This is a genomic window from Streptomyces sp. SPB074 (genome assembly GCF_000154905.1).
Classification (GTDB): Bacteria; Actinomycetota; Actinomycetes; order Streptomycetales; family Streptomycetaceae; genus Streptomyces.
Map to the genome: position 1 here is coordinate 4,640,883 of NZ_GG770539.1, position 17,505 is coordinate 4,658,387.

At 72.6% G+C, this 17,505-nt stretch carries 13 protein-coding genes; 8 read left to right on the forward strand and 5 right to left on the reverse strand.

Annotated features, from left to right (window positions below):
• Positions 1–772, forward strand: a 772-nt coding sequence (locus SSBG_RS19535; protein WP_037870173.1) for an ABC transporter permease, incomplete at its 5' end; no start/stop codon positions are given.
• A gap of 63 nt (positions 773–835) precedes the next feature.
• On the opposite strand, the gene SSBG_RS19540 is transcribed toward SSBG_RS19535, so the two are convergent.
• The 3 genes from SSBG_RS19540 to SSBG_RS19545 all read right to left on the reverse strand — a co-directional run bounded on the left by SSBG_RS19540 (position 836) and on the right by SSBG_RS19545 (position 4,012).
• The gene (locus tag SSBG_RS19540) at positions 836–1,639 is read right to left on the reverse strand and encodes a DUF916 domain-containing protein (RefSeq protein ID WP_234010597.1); all 804 of its coding nucleotides are present in this window, start codon (positions 1,637–1,639) and stop codon (positions 836–838) included.
• An 8-nt stretch (positions 1,640–1,647) separates the two neighbouring features.
• Positions 1,648–1,815, reverse strand: a complete 168-nt coding sequence (locus SSBG_RS34970) for a hypothetical protein (RefSeq protein WP_234010598.1) — start codon at positions 1,813–1,815, stop codon at positions 1,648–1,650.
• A gap of 175 nt (positions 1,816–1,990) precedes the next feature.
• Positions 1,991–4,012 carry a purple acid phosphatase family protein gene (locus SSBG_RS19545; RefSeq protein ID WP_008747803.1) on the reverse strand — a complete coding sequence of 674 codons (2,022 nt, stop codon included), beginning with the start codon at positions 4,010–4,012 and terminating at the stop codon, positions 1,991–1,993.
• Between the two features lie 710 nt (positions 4,013–4,722).
• Here SSBG_RS19545 and SSBG_RS19550 point away from each other — a divergent pair.
• The gene (locus tag SSBG_RS19550) at positions 4,723–6,570 is read left to right on the forward strand and encodes a serine hydrolase domain-containing protein (protein ID WP_050776796.1); all 1,848 of its coding nucleotides are present in this window, start codon (positions 4,723–4,725) and stop codon (positions 6,568–6,570) included.
• A gap of 921 nt (positions 6,571–7,491) precedes the next feature.
• On the opposite strand, the gene SSBG_RS19555 is transcribed toward SSBG_RS19550, so the two are convergent.
• On the reverse strand, positions 7,492–8,286 hold the full coding sequence (locus SSBG_RS19555; RefSeq protein ID WP_037870177.1) for a phosphatase: 795 nt from the start codon (positions 8,284–8,286) through the stop codon (positions 7,492–7,494).
• 132 nt (positions 8,287–8,418) lie between these two features.
• On the opposite strand from SSBG_RS19555, the gene SSBG_RS19560 reads away from it, so the two are divergent.
• Complete coding sequence (locus SSBG_RS19560; protein WP_008747806.1) at positions 8,419–10,005, forward strand: GH39 family glycosyl hydrolase; 1,587 nt, start codon at positions 8,419–8,421, stop codon at positions 10,003–10,005.
• 234 nt (positions 10,006–10,239) lie between these two features.
• On the forward strand, positions 10,240–11,451 hold the full coding sequence (locus tag SSBG_RS19565) for an ROK family transcriptional regulator (protein ID WP_008747807.1): 1,212 nt from the start codon (positions 10,240–10,242) through the stop codon (positions 11,449–11,451).
• Positions 11,452–11,578: 127 nt separating this feature from the next.
• Here SSBG_RS19565 and SSBG_RS19570 read toward each other — a convergent pair whose 3' ends face one another.
• Entirely contained in the window at positions 11,579–12,907 is a 1,329-nt protein-coding gene (locus tag SSBG_RS19570) for a D-galactonate dehydratase (protein WP_008747808.1), read from the reverse strand.
• A 173-nt stretch (positions 12,908–13,080) separates the two neighbouring features.
• On the opposite strand from SSBG_RS19570, the gene SSBG_RS19575 reads away from it, so the two are divergent.
• The 4 genes from SSBG_RS19575 (at position 13,081) to SSBG_RS19590 (ending at position 17,370) form a co-directional block, all read left to right on the forward strand.
• Positions 13,081–14,463, forward strand: coding sequence for an ABC transporter substrate-binding protein (locus tag SSBG_RS19575; RefSeq protein WP_008747809.1), 1,383 nt, complete (start codon positions 13,081–13,083; stop codon positions 14,461–14,463).
• Positions 14,463–15,446, forward strand: coding sequence for a carbohydrate ABC transporter permease (locus SSBG_RS19580; protein WP_037870180.1), 984 nt, complete (start codon positions 14,463–14,465; stop codon positions 15,444–15,446). Before SSBG_RS19575 ends, SSBG_RS19580 begins: the two co-directional genes overlap by 1 nt.
• Positions 15,443–16,345 carry a carbohydrate ABC transporter permease gene (locus tag SSBG_RS19585; protein WP_008747811.1) on the forward strand — a complete coding sequence of 301 codons (903 nt, stop codon included), beginning with the start codon at positions 15,443–15,445 and terminating at the stop codon, positions 16,343–16,345. The genes SSBG_RS19580 and SSBG_RS19585 overlap by 4 nt, the downstream gene beginning before the upstream one ends.
• Before the next feature lie 131 nt (positions 16,346–16,476).
• Entirely contained in the window at positions 16,477–17,370 is an 894-nt protein-coding gene (locus tag SSBG_RS19590) for an NAD-dependent epimerase/dehydratase family protein (protein ID WP_037870181.1), read from the forward strand.
• Positions 17,371–17,505: the final 135 nt, after the last annotated feature.

Below are 17,505 nucleotides of genomic sequence, written 5' to 3' on the forward strand. Positions count from 1 at the left end.
GCTGCGGCGGACGTGGAACCCGGACGTCGTACGGGGCTCCCTCGCCGGGTTCGGCCCGGACAGCGTCGCGCTCGGCCGACGCGCGGCCGACCACCTCGGCAAGAAGCCCGGTGACACCCTGGAGCTGACGCTGGGGGACGGTACCGCGAAGAAGCTCACCGTCGTCGCCGTCTACGCGGGCGGCCTCGGCTTCGGGGACGTGACCCTCGCCCACGCGCTCGTCGTCCGCCACGTCGACAACCCGCTCGCCTCCTCCGTCCTCGTCGCGACGGACGGCGCGGACTCCTCGCGACTGAGCGCCGCCGCCGCGGAGTTCCCCGGCGTCACCGTCCTCGGCCGCGACCGCGCCGACGGTCTCCGCGCGGAGATCCAGCGCGCCAACGCCGAGGTGAACTACCTCGCGATGGGTCTCGTCATCGCCTTCACGGCGATCGCCGTCGTCAACACCCTCGCCATGTCGGTCTCCGACCGCTCCCGCGAGCTGGCCCTGCTCCGCCTCGTCGGCGCCACCCGCCGCCAGCTCCGCGCGATGCTCCGCACCGAGGCCCTGATCGTCCTCCTCACGGCGGCGGTCCTCGGCACGGCCATCGCGTACGCGGTCCTCGCGGCGTTCGGCGCCGGCATGACGGGAACGGCGGCCCCGGCGGTCAACTCCTGGTGGTACGCGGGCGTCCTGGCCCTGGCGGCGGCGCTGACGCTCCCCGCGACGCTGGTACCGGGAAGAGTCGCGCTGCGGGGCCGGGCGGGGGAGGGTGTGGGAGCGCGGGAGTAGGGGGAGCGGGAGGCGGGAGAGCGGCTGGGCTCTCCGGCCGGGCTGTCCGGCTACGTCCCGGAGTCACGGACGCGGGTGCGCGGACAGGGCCTCCAGTTCCTTTGCCACGGCCGCGCGGACGCGGCTCTCCTCGCGCCGCGCGCGGTCGCGGCGCAGGCGGAGGGCCGTCACCGTGGCGGCGGTGAGGACGAGGAGCAGGACGAGGAGGACCCAGGGGATCGCGGGGGCGTGGGTCGTGGCTGTCACCGGGGCGAGGGGGGACGTCGATCCCGAGGCGTCGGTGAGCAGCGGTGTCAGGGTGATCCGTGCCTTCACGGCGAAGGACGGGGTCACGCCGGTGACCGGCACGGTGACCTTCCAGCGTTCGCCGGGAAGGAGTTCGGGGGTGTCCTCCGGGGCGCGTACGCGGGCGGCGAACCAGCCGAAGGGCCCGCTCAGCCGCGCCGCCTGGCGGGCCGCGACCGCCGCGTTGCCGGTGTTGTGGATCGTGTACGTGAGCGTCGCGCTCCCCTTCGCGAAGGGGTCGGCCGTGCCGTCGTACGAGACGTGCGCGTCCTCGACCGCGAGCGCGGGCCGCAGGGCGCCGCTCACGCGCAGCTTGATCCTGATGCCCAGGCGGCGGTCCACGTTGATGCCCTCGGCGTCGTCCGGCTGCTTGAGCGAGGTGAGCAGGCCGCCCACGTAGTCGCCGGGCGTCGCCCCGCGCGGGACCGTGACGGTGAAGGGGACCGTGACCGTCCTCCCCGGGTCGACGGTGATCCTCGTGGCGTCCGTACGGACCCAGGCGCCGACGCCCACCGACGTGCGCGCCGCCGGGAGCAGGTCGAGCGCGCCCGTGTCCGTCGTGAAGCCGTCGGCCGCGTACACCGTGAGCGTCAGCGGCTTCCGGCCCGGTTGGCGACGGTCATCGCGTCCTCGGCACGGCCGCCCGGGTTCACGCCGTAGCTGTAACTGGAGCGGTCCTTGCCGTAGGCGTTCGGGGCCGTGCGGACCGTCCACGTGACGTCCTCGTCCGCCGCGTGCGCGGGCGCGGGGGTGAGCACGCCGGCGGCGAGGAGGGCGCCGAGGAGGAGCAGGAGGAGGCGGGCGGTGGGGCGCGTAGTGAGGGCGGCGGTGGGGCGCAGGGGGGGTGCGGGTGGCGGTGGGCATCTCGGGTCCAGGGGGTGAGAGGGGCGGGCGCCGGGTGGGCGCCCGCCCCGGGGCGTACGGCTCAGCTGCTCAGCTGCTCAGCGCGGTGATCGTCAGGGTCGCCCGGTACGAGCCCTTCGCGGCCGAACCGGGGATCTTGAGGTCCAGGTCCGCGCCCAGCCCGGCCTTGCCCTTGGCGTGGCCCTGGGGCGCGGAACCGAGGCCGCGCGAGACGGAGAGGCCCTTGCCGCCCGTGCCGTAGCCGGAAGCGACCGGCGCGCCCGCCCTGGCGCCCGCGCCCTCCCGGAGCACCTTGGGCGTCCAGCCGAGGGAGGAGCCCGAGAAGGACTTGTCCGCGTCCCTGAGATCGCCGACGCTCGCGGAGACCGACCAGGGCGCGAGGGTGCGGCGGCTGTCGGTCACGGCGAGGGGGTTGATCGCCCCGGCCGCCTCGAAGTGGTCGCCGTCCTTGTCCTTGGCCGTGCCGAGGTCCACGAGGCCGTTGTAGCCGTCGATCGTCCAGCCGAACTCACCGGGCGGCGCCTCGGGGACGTCCACCTGGAGGTCCTGGCCGCCGCCGTGGTGCGGGTGCACGGTGACCTTGTCCACGATCGAGCCGACCGGCTGCCCCTCGGCCGTGTTCGCGCAGTCGTCCTGCCGCAGCTCGACGGCCGCGTTGGGCGCCGCGCACGTTCCGCTGCGCAGGTTCTCCACGACGAGCTTGTCCTTGCGCACGCCGACCTTGACGTAGTTGCGCACGTGCTCCTGGTTCTGCACGGAGTTGTACCAGTAGTTCCCCGGCTTGAGCGGGTCGGCACCGTTTCCGGCACCGCTCGTCCCGCTGTTGTCCGGCGCGGTGATGTCGTAGTACTTCGAGCCCGAGGCCGAGTTGGCCGTCACGTAGAGGACACCACCCGGGCCCGGGTAGACCTCGTTCTCTCCCGGCTGCTCCTTCGGGTCCGCCTTCTGACCGTTCTTGATCAGGTAGCTGCGGGAGTAGCTGTGGTCGTGACCCTGGAGGACCAGGTCCACGCCCAGCTTCGAGAAGGCCGTCGGGAAGTCGGTCCTGCGCACCTTGTTGTCGCCGTCCTTGGCGTGCGAGGCCGGCGAGTGGATGGCGTGGTGGTAGACCAGCACCTTCCACTTCGCCTCGGAACCGTGCTTGGCGATGATGTCCTCGACGTACGAGAGGTGCGCCGCGTCACCGCCACCGCCCTGCGAGGTGGCGTAGCTGTTGCTGTTCAGGTCGATGAACAGGGTGTCCTTGTAGAGGTACCAGTAGTCGCCGCCCGAGGCGTTCGAGGACGGGTTCCCGTTGGAGTAGTACGGCGCCGAGCGGTCGGTGTTCGGCGTGTACAGGTGCTGTTCGTACGCCTTGCCGCCGACATCGTGGTTGCCGATCGTCGCGGCCCACGGGTACCGAGTGAGCTTGCCGGGGGCGAGGAAGGCGTTCCACTGCGACTCGTTGTTCGCGCTCTCGACCTGGTCGCCGCCGGAGACGAGCAGTTCCGCGTCCGGGTTGGCGGCGAGGGACACGTCCACGGTGTCCTCCCAGCCCGCCTGGTCCCTCGCGGTGTCGCCCGAGGCGCCGATCTGCGGGTCCCCGTAGAAGAGGAAGTCGTAATCGCCCTCGAAGTCCCGCGTCTTGAAGGAGTACGTGGGCGACCACGCGCCCGCCGCGCCGACGCGGTACGAGTACGCCGTGTGCTCCTGACGCCCGGTGAGCGTCGCGTGCCGGTTGAAGCCGCCGCTCGTCGCGATGTTCGCGGCACCGGTCGCGTCGAAGACGGCGGCGTCGGCGGGGAACTCGCCGTCCGCGAGGCGCGCGGTCGGGACGAGCTGCACCTGCTGGGCGCTGTCCGTGGCGGTGTACCAGGAGACGGTGCGCTGGGTCTCGTTGGCGCCGACGCCGAGGATGACGCCGGTGGGGGACGGGGCCTCGGCCGCGGCCCCGGTGCCGGCGGAGGCGGCGGGCGGGGTGCCGGCCGCGGTGGCGGGCGAGGTGAGCGCGCCACCGAGCGCAATCGTCATGCCCAGGATCGCCGCGGCGGTCCCGGTGACCGCGCGGGGCCGCGCGCGCCCGGGGGCCCGCGAGGAGGGTCTGGTGTTCATGGTGGTCTTGTTCCGGAAACCCGCCGCGCCTTGGGTCCTCGTTCGGGTAGCGCGTCGCGCCTCGGGCTCTCGTTCCGGTAGCCGTGCCTCCCGCTCCGTGGCCCGGCTCCTGTGCTCCGGTTTCCGGCCGCCGTGCCCCGCCCTCCTGCGTCGGCTTGCGGCCGACGTGCCCGGCCCCCGTGCCCCGCCGCTCGTACCCCGTCCCTGTTCGCCGGCTTGCGGCCCCCGTGCCTCGGCCCCGGCTCCCGTGCCTCCGCTCCCGAAGCCCGGCCCCGGCTCCCATGCCCCGGCCCCCGTGCCTCCGTCTCCCCAGCGCCCCGGCTTGCGGCCGTCGTGCTCCGGTTTCCGGCGGGGTTCGGTCTCCGTGCGCTGCTACGGGGTGTACTCAGCACCACCCCAAGACGCCTCTCAGGCCCCTGGGGCCTTTGAGCGTGCGGGAGTTGACTCGGCTTATGACGAATCGACGGTGTTCCGGCCGTATCTTCGCCCCTCTCCCGGTCCTTCTTCTCGGTGTCCTGCTGGTGTTCGTCCCGGGCTCGCTCCAGGCTGTCGCGGCGGGGCGCGGCGCCCCCGCCGAGGCCCCTGCCGGGGGTGGCGCCCCCGCCCAGCCCTCCGCAGTCCGGCCCGCCTCCCCGCCCCGCGTCCCCGCCCCCGCTTCCGCCTCCGCTTCCGGCGGGGATGTCGCGCTTGCGCGTGAGGTGGATCGTCTCGTGCGTGCGCAGCTCGGCGAGTACCGGATTCCGGGGGCCGCCGTCGTGGTGGTCAGGGAGGGGCGGCAGGTGCTGGCGAAGGGGTACGGGTACGCGGATGCCGGGGCGCGGACGCCCGTCGATCCGGAGCGCACGGGCTTCTTCCTCGCCTCGGACGCCAAGCTGCTCACGGCGATCGCGGTGCTCCAGCAGGTGGAGAAGGGGCGGCTCGGCCTGGACACCGATGTGAACCGCTACCTGAGAACCTTCAAGATCGCTGATACCTGTCCCGGACAGCCGGTGAGAGTACGGGACTTGCTGACTCATACGGCGGGCTTCGACCCCGACATCCTCGGCAGGGCCGAGACGGACCCGCGCGCGGTGCGCCCGCTCGGGGAGGACCTGGCGGCGCACCAGCCGCGCCGTGTGCGCGCGCCCGGGAAGGTGGCGAGTTACGACAACTACGGGATGGCGTTGGCTGGTTACCTTGTGGAGACGGTCACCGGTACTCCCTTCGCCCAGTACGTGGACCGTTCCGTGCTGCGTCCGCTCGGGATGCGGAGCACGAGCTTCGCGCAGCCGCACCCGGCCGCGCTCGGGGCCCGCCTCGCGCGGGGCCACCGGCCGGGCGGGGGCGGCGGGCAGGTGAGGGAGAACGGTCAGTACGGCGCCTGGAGTCCCACGGGCGCGGGCACCGTGGGCACCGCCGGCGACATGGGCCGCCTGCTGCGCGCCCTGCTCGCCGACGACGGCCGTGTCCTCTCGGCGGCGTCCCTGCACGCCTTGACGCACAGGCAGTTCGGCAACGACCCGAGGTTGCCCGGCCTCGGCTACGTCCTGGAGGAGCGCGAGCGCGGCGAGCAGCGGATGCTCGTCAAGGACGGTGACCTGCCCGGCTTTCACGGCAACCTCGCGCTGCTGCCCGGGCACGCCACGGGGGTCTACGTCGTCTACAACGGTGACGGTACGGACGGCAGGGCCGCCTGGGCCGGGCAGGAGGTCGCCGACCGCGTGGCCGACCACTTCGCCACGGCCCCGGCGGAGCCCGCCGCCACGGACCGTGCGGAGCATCCCGCCACGGACCGTGCGGGTCACCCCGGCGGAGGCCGTACGGTGCGGGAGTCCCGTTCCCGCGCGGACGTGGCCCGCTACGCCGGCACCTACCGTTCCACGCGCACCAGTTCCCACGAGCTGACCCGGCTGACCGCCCTGACCGGCGCGGTGACCGTACGGGCCGGGGCGGGCGCCACGCTCACGACGAGCGGGCCGCTCACCCGCGACCCGGACGCCGGTGAGCTGCGCTGGGTGCAACTGAGCCCGGGGCTCTTCCAGCAGGACGGCGGGCAGGCCCGGATCGCCTTCCGGGGCGGCAGGCTCCTCGTCTCGACGGACGCCTCCGTCGCCTACGAGCGGCTGTCCTGGTACGCCTCGCCCGCGCCGCACACCGGGGCCCTCGCGGGCAGCCTCGCGCTGCTCGTGCTCGCGGTGCTCGTCCTGCCGGTGGGGGCGCTGGTCCGGGTCGTACGCGGCCGGGCCGTGCCCGTGCCCGGTGGGGCGCGCGTCGCCGGGGTGCTGCTGTGGACGACGGCGGCGCTGTCCACGGCCGCCGCCACGTGCTTCCTGTTCCTGTCCCTGGACGTCGACGCGCTCAACCGCGCGGTGATGGTGGACGATTCGCCGCTCCTGACCGCTGTGCCCCGGCTCGTCGCGGTGGCGGCGGGCGGCGCCTGCGCGACGGTGGTGTGCGCGGTGCTCGCGTGGCGCCGGGGCTGGTGGCGCCCGGTGGCGCGGGTGGGCTACGGCCTCGTGGCACTCGCGGCGCCGGTCTTCGTCGGGGTGTGCGCCGTGTACCGGGTGATCGGCCGGTAGCGCGGGGAGGCGTGTGGGGCCCGGACGCAACGCGGTCCGGGCCCCTACGCGCGCGCGGGGCACGCGCGTGGTGTTGGCGTCCGGCGCGGACACGGGCCTCGGGCGCGGAGGGGGCGGCGCGGGGAACGCCGGGCCGTAGCCGAGCCCGGGTGGCTAGCCAGCCACGCCGACCACCGGGTGGCGCGGCGGAGGACAGGAACGCGGAAGAGCTGCACGAGCGCGCGGGGCCGGGGAGTCCCGACGCTGACGGCCTGCGCGATCCCGGCGGAAGCCGCCACGTCCGGATCGAGGCACGGGAGGAGGTCCCCGCCCGATCAGGAACGGCTCTCCCGCCTCGCGTCGCGGGAAACGGCTGCCTCGTCTGGTTCCGGTTGGCGCCGCACAGTCGTCGCGCCTTCGCCCGGCTCTCCCGCCCCGCCCGGTACGCGGACCCCGCCCCCTGCGGCCAAGCCTCCTACGGCGGCCGCCCCCCCGTACGGTCAAAGCCCCGCCCAGCCCCGTGGGGCCTGGCTGGCCTCTACCGGTCAACCCCGCCCCAGAGTCAGTACGCGGGGCGCACCCGGTACGCGGGCCGCGCCCCGCCTCGCGCGGGCAAGCCCGGGCCCGCCCTGTGCGCCCAAGTCCTGCACCACCCGGGGCGCGGGCCGCACTTGCTACGACGGCCCCGGCCCGCCTTGCCTCGTGCGTCCAAGACCCGGCCCGCCTCGTGCGGCCAGCCCCCGCCCCGCCCCCGTAGAGCCAAGCCCCGGCCCCGCTCCGTACGGCCAAGCCCTGCACCACCCGGTGCGCAGGCCCCTTTTTGGTACTCAGGCCCCGCCCCCGTACGGCCAAGCGCCCCACGGCCAAGCCCCATCGACCAAGCCGCCCCCGTACGGCCCGCCCCCACAGCCAAGCCCCCCAACGCCCGCCCTCCGCCCCCCCCTACACCCCCTCCGCCCCCGGCAGTCCCGCCGCGTCCAGCAAGTACGCGGTCATCGGTTCGTAGAAGCGGGGGTCGGTCACGTGGTCGTCCAGGGGGACCGTGACCCGCATCGTGCCTTCCAGTTCGCCGATGAAGAGGGCCGGGTCGTTGCAGTCCGCGTAGCCGATCGAGTCGATGCCGCGCTGGGCCGCGCGGCCCGCCCAGCCGTGGTCGGCGACGACGAGGGAGGGGAGGGCTTCGCCGGCGCGCTCCAGGCCGTCGAGGATCGCGTCCATCGGGGCGGGGGAGTGGGTGTGCCACAGGCTCGCCCCGGCCTCGTACACCGCGACGTCCGCGAACTGGGCGACGAAGCCGTCGTCCGCGCGCAGGCCGCCCGGGATGCGGACGATGTCGCAGCCCGCCTCGCGCAGTGCCTGCGCGGTGCGGCGGTGCAGGTCGAGGAGGGCGCCCGGGTGCCCGGTGGCGACGAGGACGCGTTCGCCCGCCTCCGCCGCCTCGCGCAGCCGGGCGGCCATGCGGTCCAGGCCCGCGAGGGTCAGGTCCACGTCGATCGTGTCCTGGCCCTGGCGGTGGCCGGGGTCGTCGTTCACGCCGCAGCGCTCCGCCATCACGGCGAGGACGTCCTGCTCGTCGGTCCAGCGGTCGCCCAGCTCCAGGCCGAGCCACCAGTTGCGCTTGCCGTTGGCGAGGTGGCGGTAGTGGGCGAGGTTGTTCTCACGGGGGGTGGCGACATCCCCGCTGATGCGGGTCTCCACGAGGTGCGTGCGCAGGTCGGCGCGGCTCGGTATGGGCATGGGACCCATTCTGCCGTGGCCGCCCCGGGAGCGGCGGATTTAGCCGCCTCCCCTGGTCTTGGCTTATGTCTATCATTTTGATTTAATGAGTCGGTCAGGCCCTCACGCGGGCACCACGAGGGAAGGAACACCATGCCGGGCGACATCTCCGTCAGCGGTCACGCGAGCGCCGCCGCGACCCCGCTGCCGCACTACTGGAGCCGCGTCGTCGGTGCGGGCCGTGCCAACGAGGGCCTGCGGGCCGACTGGCAGCGCCAGCTCGCCGAGGCCAAGCGCGAGGCCGGGTTCGAGTACATCCGCTTCCACGGGCTCTTCCACGACGACATGTTCGTCTACACGGAGCGCGAGGACGGCACGCCCGTCTACAACTTCCAGTACGTGGACGCGCTCTTCGACTTCCTCCTCGACCTCGGCGTCCGCCCCTTCGTGGAGTTCGGCTTCACCCCGAGCGCCCTCGCCCGTGAGACGAACACCGTCTTCTGGTGGCGCGCCAACGGCGCCCCGCCCGTCGACCAGGGCAAGTGGGGCGAGCTGATCACCCGCATCACGGAGCACTGGATCGCCCGCTACGGCGCCGAAGAGGTCCGCACCTGGTACTTCGAGGTGTGGAACGAGGCCAACCTGTGGGGCTTCTTCCACGGCACCCGCTCCGAGTACTTCGAGCTGTACCGGACGACGGCGCGCGCCGTGAAGGCCGTGGATCCCGCCCTGCGCGTCGGCGGCCCCGCGACCTCGAACTTCGTCCCCGACGCCCGCTTCGACGGCGAGAGCGAGAACGTCGACGCCCGGGTGGTCGTGGGCGACGAGAACATCGACACCTACGACTGGCGCCCGGTCTGGTTCGACTCCTTCCTCGCCTACTGCGCCGAGGAGAAGCTGCCCGTCGACTTCGTCTCGACCCACCCGTACCCCACGGACTGGGCGCTCGACGAGCACGGCCAGGGCCAGAAGCTCACCCGCGGCAAGGACGCGACCCCGGTCGACCTCGCCCTCCTGCGCGACCTCGTCGCCAAGAGCGCGTATCCGGACGCCGAGATCCACCTCACCGAGTGGTCCTCGTCCTCCTCGCCCCGCGACCACACGCACGACACGCTCCCGGCCGCGACCTACGTGACCCGCTCGATCCTCCACTCGCTGGACACCGTGCACTCCCTCTCGTACTGGACGTTCACGGACGTCTTCGAAGAGGGCGGCGCGGGCGACGAGCTGTTCCACGGCGGCTTCGGCATGATCACGCTGCCGGGCATCCCCAAGCCGACCTTCCACGCCTACCGGATGCTCCACCGCCTCGGCGACGAGCTGATCGGCAGCGGCGAGGACCACGTCCTCACCCGCGACGCCGCGAGCGGCCGGCTCACCGCGCTCGCCTACCACTACCCGGCGGAGGAGCCCCGCTCCGTCCCCGCCTCCTTCGACAGCCGTGACCTCGCCGACGCCACCGAGGCCAAGGGCACGCCGCGCACCCTCGCGCTCGCGCTGGAAGGGCTCGCCCCCGGCACGCCCTTCGAGATCGAGATCCTCGACACCGAGCACGGCAACGCCCTCGGCGCCTGGCGCGCCCTCGGCTCCCCCGAGGCCCCGACCCGCGAGCAACTCGCCCACATCGACCGCCTCGCGCGCGCCACCGACGTGCGCACCGTGCGGGCCGGCGCGGACGGCGTGCTGCGGTACGAGGTCACCCTCGCCCCCTGGGCGCTGGCTCTGGTCCGGCAGCTCTGAGGGGCCCCACAGACTGGCGCGGGGGTGGTGATACGTAACGGGACGGCGGCACCGGCTCGTGACGCCACCCCCGCGTCGCGGTGTCTGCCGCCGCGCGGTGCTTGTCCCGGGCACCGCGCGAGCCGGTAGCATTTCCTCAAATCGACGCACTGGAGGGGTGGGACACGCCCCCTCGGGGTCCGGCGCCCGCGCCGCCCCCTCCGGGGCCGGTAACCGTCCAGGAGAGACCCGAGCGTGACGACAAAAAGGGCGAGTGCCACGAAGACGTCGATCCGGCGCGGGACCAATCTGCCCCGCATGGGGGACTTCAACGAATCGGTCGTGCTCGACGCGATCCGCCGTCACAAGGCGGGGCTGAGCCGCGTCGAGCTCGCCGAGGCCACCGGCCTGTCGGCGCAGACCGTCTCCAACATCACCCGCCGGCTGCTCGACCAGGGCGTCGCCCGCGAATCGGGCAAGCAGTCCACGGGCAGCGGCAAACCGCGCACGCTGCTCCAGGTCACGCCGGGCGCCCGGTACGCGATCGGGGTCCACCTCGATCCGGCCGTCATCACGTACGTCCTCCTCGACCTGCTCGGCACCGTCGTCGCCCGGCGCAGCGAGCCGACTCCGCGCGGCGTGCACACCGAGGCGCTGCTCGCCGGGATGGCCGCCTCGGTCGGCGCGCTGATCGAGGACTCCGGCGTCGACCAGGAGCGCGTGCTCGGGCTCGGCATCGCGGCCCCCGGCCCCGTGGACCCGGTCGCGGGGCTCGTCATCGACCCGCCCGAACTCCCGGGCTGGGGAAGCTTTCCGCTGCGCGAGCGCCTGGAGGCCGACACCGGTTTCCCCGCGCTGCTCGACAAGGACGTGGTGGCCGCCGCCGTCGCCGAGCGCTGGTCGGGCGCGGCGACCGACAGCCGCAACTTCCTCTTCTTCTACCTCGGTACGGGCTCGGGCATGGGCCTCGTCGTGGACGACACCGTGCTGCGCGGCTCCTCCGGGAACGTCGGCGAGGTGGGCGGTCTCGGCGCGGCCTGCTCCAGCCGGGCGCTGGTCGAGGAGGCCATCGAACTGGGCGCGCTCGGGCACGAGTTCACCCCGACCGACCCGCAGGACGCCCAGCGCAGCCTCCAGCACCTGGCCCGTATCGCCGCCGACGGCGAGCCGCGCGCGGCCGGGATCATCGACCGCTGGGGCGTACGGATCGGCCGCGGCGTCACCGCGGCGGCGACCCTGCTCGACTCCGACACGATCGTCTTCGGCGGCCCCCTCTGGCCGCTGCTCGCCCCCCGGCTGCTGCCGCTCATCGAGCCGATGGTCGCCGAGTCCCCCTTCGTGAAGCCGGTCCACGGGACGACCGTGACGACGACGGCGATAGGGGAGGACGTGGCGGCGGTGGGGGCGGCGTGCCTCGTCCTCGACCGCACGCTGTCGGCGCAGCCGAGATCCTTGCTGCTGGCCTGAGGGGCCGCGGCCCCCGGAACTCCGGCCCGTACGCCCGCCGCGCTCGGCGCCGCACACCATCCGGCTCGGCGCGGTACGCGTGAGGCCCGGCAGGGATCATCCCCCGCCGGGCCTCACGCGGTGCGGGTTACGGGCGCTGCACGCTTCCGTCCCCGTTCCTCAGCAGCGCCCAGCGGTCGTGGCGCAGGGGCTCGGGGACCGGGTACTTGCGCGCCGCCACCTCGTCGAAGTCGACGCCGAGGCCCGGGCGGTCGCTGCCGTGGAAGCGGCCGCGCTCGGGGACCGGGGTGCCGGGGAAGACCTCGCGCGTCGGCTCCCGGAAGGTCGCCGCCTCCTGGACGCCGAAGGCGGGGGAGCTGAGGTCGAGGCCCAGGTTCGCAGCCATGCCCACCGGGCTCACGTCGCCGGGGCCGTGCGGCGCGGTGCGCGCGCCGAACAGCTCGACGGCGGCGACGAGCTTGCGGGTCGGCGTGAGGCCGCCCAGGGTGGGGACGCGGATGCGCGCGAAGTCGATGACCTGGCGCTGGAGGAGCGGCAGGTACATCATCACGTCGTGGTACAGCTCGCCGACCGCGAGCGGCACCGAGCCGGCCGCGCGGAGCTGGTCGAAGTGGGCCGCGTCCTCGGGCGCGAGGGCGTCCTCCAGGAAGAAGAGCCGCGCGTCCTCGACCTCGTGGACCAGCTCGCGGGCCTGCGAGGGCGTCAGCCGCTCGTGCGCGTCGTGCAGCAGCTCGACGCCCGTGCCGACCCGCTCGCGGATCTCGCGGAGCACCGGGGGCACGTGCCGCAGGTAGGCGAGGGAGTCCCAGCTCCCGGCGCGCAGTTCGCGGCGGCGGGCCTCGGCGGCGTCGCGCGGCGCGGTCCCGTACGTGTCGGTGCCGGGCACCGAGACCTGCACGCGGACGTGCCGGTAGCCGCGCTCGTGGGCCGCGAGGACCTTCTCGGCGATCTCGCCGGCGTTGTCGCCGTCCACGTGCGTGTAGGCCTCGGCGGCCTCGCGGGCGCGCCCGCCGAGGAGCTGGTGCAGCGGGAGGCCCGCGACCTTGCCCTTGATGTCCCACAGCGCGACGTCGACGCCCGCGAGCGCGTTCTGGCCGATCGAGCCGCCGCGCCAGTAGCCGCTGTTGAAGAGGAGGCGGTGCAGGTCCTCGATGTCGGCGGGGTCGCGGCCCAGGAGCATCGGCGCGTAGTAGTCGTCCACGACCGAGCGGATCGCGAGGGTGCGCTGCGGGTCGGAGGCGCAGCCGAGCCCGTACAGGCCCGGCTGGTTGGTCTCGACGCGCACGATGACGTAGGGGCAGCCCTGCGGCGCGGTGAGGAAGGTACGCACCGCGGTGATGCGCAGGTGCTCGGAGTCGTCGGCGGGGGCGCTCCAGGGGGCCGCTGCGAGAATCTCGGCGGGAAGTTCGGCCGGGGCGTCGGAGGAGGCGGAGTCGGAGTGGGCGGACGAAGCCATGGGAGCCCTCCGGGAAGGCTGTGTGTCGGTTCGGTGGCGGAAGGTTTTTCCGCGGTTTTTCCGTGCGGTTACGACTGTTGACACCGTACATCAAGTCGATTTAGATTCCAGGAGCTGCTTCGAGAGAAGCCGATGGGGCTGAACGGACAGCTCTGAAGAAAGGCGCTGGGAACGTGAATAGACTTCTCCCAGTCGCGCGCCGTTCCTCGATCCTGGCCACGGTCGCCGCGCTGAGCGTCCTGGCCACCGGGTGTGGTGCAAGCGGCGGCGGGACGGGTTCCAAGCCGGGCGAACTCACGATGTGGACCTTCAAGCAGTCCCACGTGGCCGCTTTCCAGGCCGCGGCGAAGAAGTTCACCGCGGCCACCGGGACCAAGGTGCACGTCCAGGCATACACGCCGGACGACGCCTTTTCGACCAAGATCCAGGCGGCGGCGCGGACGAACGACCTGCCGGACGTGATGGAGGTCCACGCCAAGGGCGAGGACTTCTCCCTGGGCGGCGCGGGGCTGCTGGACGATCTCTCGGACAAGATCGACAAGCAATGGCTCGGCCGCTTCATCCCGCAGGTGCGCGCGGACGGGACCGTGACCAAGGCGGACTACGACGGCTCCCTCACCGAGGGCTCGAAGTCGCTGGGCGTGAAGCAGGGTGACCGGTACAGCATCCCGATCACCGTCGGCACGCAGGGCATGGTCTACCTCAACAAGGACCGGGCCGCGCAGGCCGGCATCACCGAACCGCCGAAGACCTGGGAGGACTTCGTCGACGACCTCGGCAAGCTGAAGAAGGAGTTCGGCGGCAAGGGCGGTCTCACGATCGGGCTGAAGTCGCCGTCCACGGCGCTGGAGTGGATCATGCAGCCGATGGCCTACGGGCTGCTCGGCAAGGAGCGCTTCCAGGAGCTGTTCGGCCGCGACGCGAGCAAGGGCTGGACGAGCGCCGAGGGCCAGAAGGTGCTGAACACCTACAACCAGGTGCAGCAGTACTGGATGCCCGGCAGCCAGACGAAGACCATCGACGAGGCCGACCTCGCCTTCGCGCAGGGCAAGGCGAGCGTCGACGTCGGCGGTACGTACACCCTCGCCTTCCTCGCCGACAACGGCTACGACGTCGGCAACCTCATGACCTTCCCGGTGCCGCCCCCGGCCGACGCGAAGACCCCGGACCTCCAGATGGCGCCCTTCACGCTCACCGGCCTCGGCCTGACGAAGAAGAGCACCAACAGGAAGGAGGCCCTGGAGTGGATGGAGTTCCTCTCCCGTCCCGACATCGCGGCCACCTTCGGCAAGCAGGCCAATGACGTGCCGCCGAACAAGTTCAGCGACACCGAGGCCAAGAAGCTCGGCTCCACGCTCAACTCGATGCAGGCGAGCTTCGGTACCGACCCCGACGGTTACAACCCGACGGTCACGACGTACCGGCCCAACCTCTACGACGCGGGCAAGGTCGGCGCCGTCCTCGCTCAAATGACCCCGCTCAAGACGCTCTCGCCGAAGAGCACCGGGTCCCGGATGAGTTCCATGATGAAGTCCTACTGGGCGGAGCAGGGCTAATGGCCACTGACATCGACGCGGCCCCGGCGGCCGTGCCCCCTCAGCCGAGGATCGAGGCGCCGAAGAAGCCCCGTGCCCGGTTCAGGGAACGGCGGAACGAAGCCGCCTGGGGATACCTCTTCGTCGCGCCCGCCGTGATCCTCTTCCTGATCATGGGCGCCTACACCGTGATCTACGGATTCGGTCTGAGCTTCGCGCAGTGGAACGGCTTCTGGCCGGAATGGCACTGGCGCGGGTTCAAGAACTACTCGGATCTCCTCGGTGGTTCCCCGACGTACTGGCCCATCGTGAAGAAGGCCGCCACGAACACCCTGTGGGTGGTCATCGGGGTGCCGGTCCTCACCGTGGCCATCGCCTTCCCGCTCGCCATCGTGCTGAACTCGGTGAAGCGATTCCAGGGAATTCTGCGGTCCGTCTACTTCATTCCGTACGTCACCACGGGTATCGCCGTCTATTTCGCCTGGAACTACATTCTGGAACCCGGCGGCGCGATCAACCTGCTCCTCAAGGCGGTCGGTCTCGGCAGCCTCCAGGAACCGCAGGGCTGGCTCGGCAACCCGGACACGGCACTGCCCACCATGATCGTCGTCATGGTGTGGTCGGCGGTCCCCGTCGCCATGCTGCTCTACCTGACCTCGCTCCAGTCCCTGGACTCCTCGCTCATCGAGGCCGCCCAGATCGACGGCGCGGGCTGGCTGCGCACCACGACCTCCGTGATCTGGCCGCTCATGAAGCCCATCACCGTCGTCGTGATCCTGCTCAACGTCCGCGACTCGCTCCAGGGCTTCCAGTCCTTCCTGATCATGACCAACGGCGGGCCCGGCGACTCCACGAGCGTCCTCGGTCTGGAGACCTACCGCCTCGCCTTCCTCAACGAGATGTCCCCGACCCTCGGCCTCGCCAGCGCCCTGGGCTGGCTCCTCTTCCTCGCGGCCCTCGTCGTCGCCTTCATCAACCAGCGGGCCATGAGGAGGATCGGATGAGCACCACGCTCAGCGCCCCCCGCGCCACCGCACCGCGCGCGGCGACCGGCGTACGCACGACCAAGAAGGGCACGCCGGTCACGAAGATCGTCGTCCGCACGGTCATCGGACTGCTCCTCGCCGCCTACGCGGCCGTGAGCCTCTACCCCTTCCTGTGGATGGTCTCGGCGGCCTTCAAGACCAACTCCGAGGTGCAGGAGGGCGGGCACCTCATCCCGCACCACCCCACCCTGCACACCCTGACCGACACGTGGAACCGGCTCGACTTCTTCGACTACTTCCTCAACAGCGTCAAGGTCACGGTGCTCACGACGGTCCTCGTCGTGGTCATCTACTCGGCCGCGTCCTACGCCTTCGCCACGCTGAACTTCCCCGGCAAGAAGTGGCTCTACCGCCTCTTCCTGGTGCTGCTCTTCGTGCCCGGCGTCGTGACCCTGCTGCCCGTCGTGCTCCTGGAGTCCAAGATGGACATCCTCGGCACGCACTGGGGCCTGATCCTCCCCGGCGTCAACGGCAGCGCCCCGCTCGCGATCCTCATGCTCACCAACAGCTTCAACGCGGTCCCCGGTGAGCTGCGCGAGGCGGCCCGCATGGACGGGGCGGGCGAACTGCGGATCTTCGCGCGGATCTACCTGCCGCTGACCCGCCCGGCGCTCATCACGATCGCCCTGCTCACCGCGATCCCGACGTGGAACGAGTACCAGCTCGCCCGGATCTCCCTCAACGACCCGGGCAAGTACACGCTGCCGATCGCGCTCCAGCAGCTCCAGTCCTCCAACGTCGTGCAGTACAACTCCCTCATGGCCGCGGCACTGATCATGGTGATACCCGTGATCATCCTCTTCCTGTGCGCCCAGCGATACTTCGTCAACGGGCTCGTGGGAGCGGTCAAGGGGTGACCCCCCGTCCCCCCGCGGGAATCCACGAGGCCCGGCGGTCAGCCCCGCCGGGCCTCGCGGTGCCCGCGGGAAACCGGCCGCGTCCAGCCGCCGGCGCAGAGCACCACCGCGCACTACTCAGGAGTACCAAGGTGACCGAAGAACACGAGGCCCCGCACGGCGCCACGGTGCTGGTGACCGGCGCCACCGGGGACATCGGCCGCGCCGTCGTCGCCGATCTGCTCGCCCACGGCTACCGCGTCGTCGGCGCCGACCTGCGTGCCCCCGATGCGGAGACCGGCTGCGCGGCCTTCGCCGCGGGGAACCTCGCGGACGCCGGGACGGTGAGCGGCGTCTACGACACCCTCCAGGCCACCGCGGGCGACTCCCCGGTCGCCGGGGTCGTCCACCTCGCCGCGTACCCGGCACCCGGCATCGTCTCCGAGGACGAGACGCTGCGCAGCAACGTCCTCGCCGCCTACCTCGTCCTCCAGGAGGCCGGGCGGCGCGGCATCCCCCGCGTCGTCGCCGCCTCCAGCCTCTCGGCGGTCGGCCTCGCCTGGGCGGACCGCGACCTGCACCCCGTGTACGTACCGGTGGACGAGGAGCACCCCAACCTCACGGTCGACTCCTACGGACTGTCGAAGGTCATGTCCGAGGAGGCCGCGGCCTTCACGACCCGGCGCTTCGGCACCGAGACCGTCATGCTCCGCTTCCCCTTCGTCGGCATGGGCGAGCGGCTGAAGACGCGCCTCGCGAGCACCCACGAGGACGCGGGCCGCGCCCGCCGCGAGCTGTGGGGCTGGCTGCACACCGAGGACGCCGCCGCCTCCGTACGGGCCGCGCTCACCGCGCCGCTCACCGGGCACCACGTCGTCAACGTCGCCGCCCCCGACACCGAGGCCCTGGAGCCCAGCCGCGAACTCCTCGCGGTCTACCACCCCGACGCGGAGATCCGCGACGGGTTCGGCGGGCACGACTCGCTCTTCGCCACCGCCCGGATGCGCGACGTGCTCGGCTTCACACCGCGGCACACCTGGCGCTGACCCGGGCCCGCGCCCGGCGGGGCCCCGCACCGGCCACGGTGCGGGGCCCTCGTGCGTACGGCCCCGCACCGCCCGCCCGCCGCACCGCTCGCCCCGCCTCACCTGCCGCACCGCCCGCCCCGCCGCCCCGCCCAC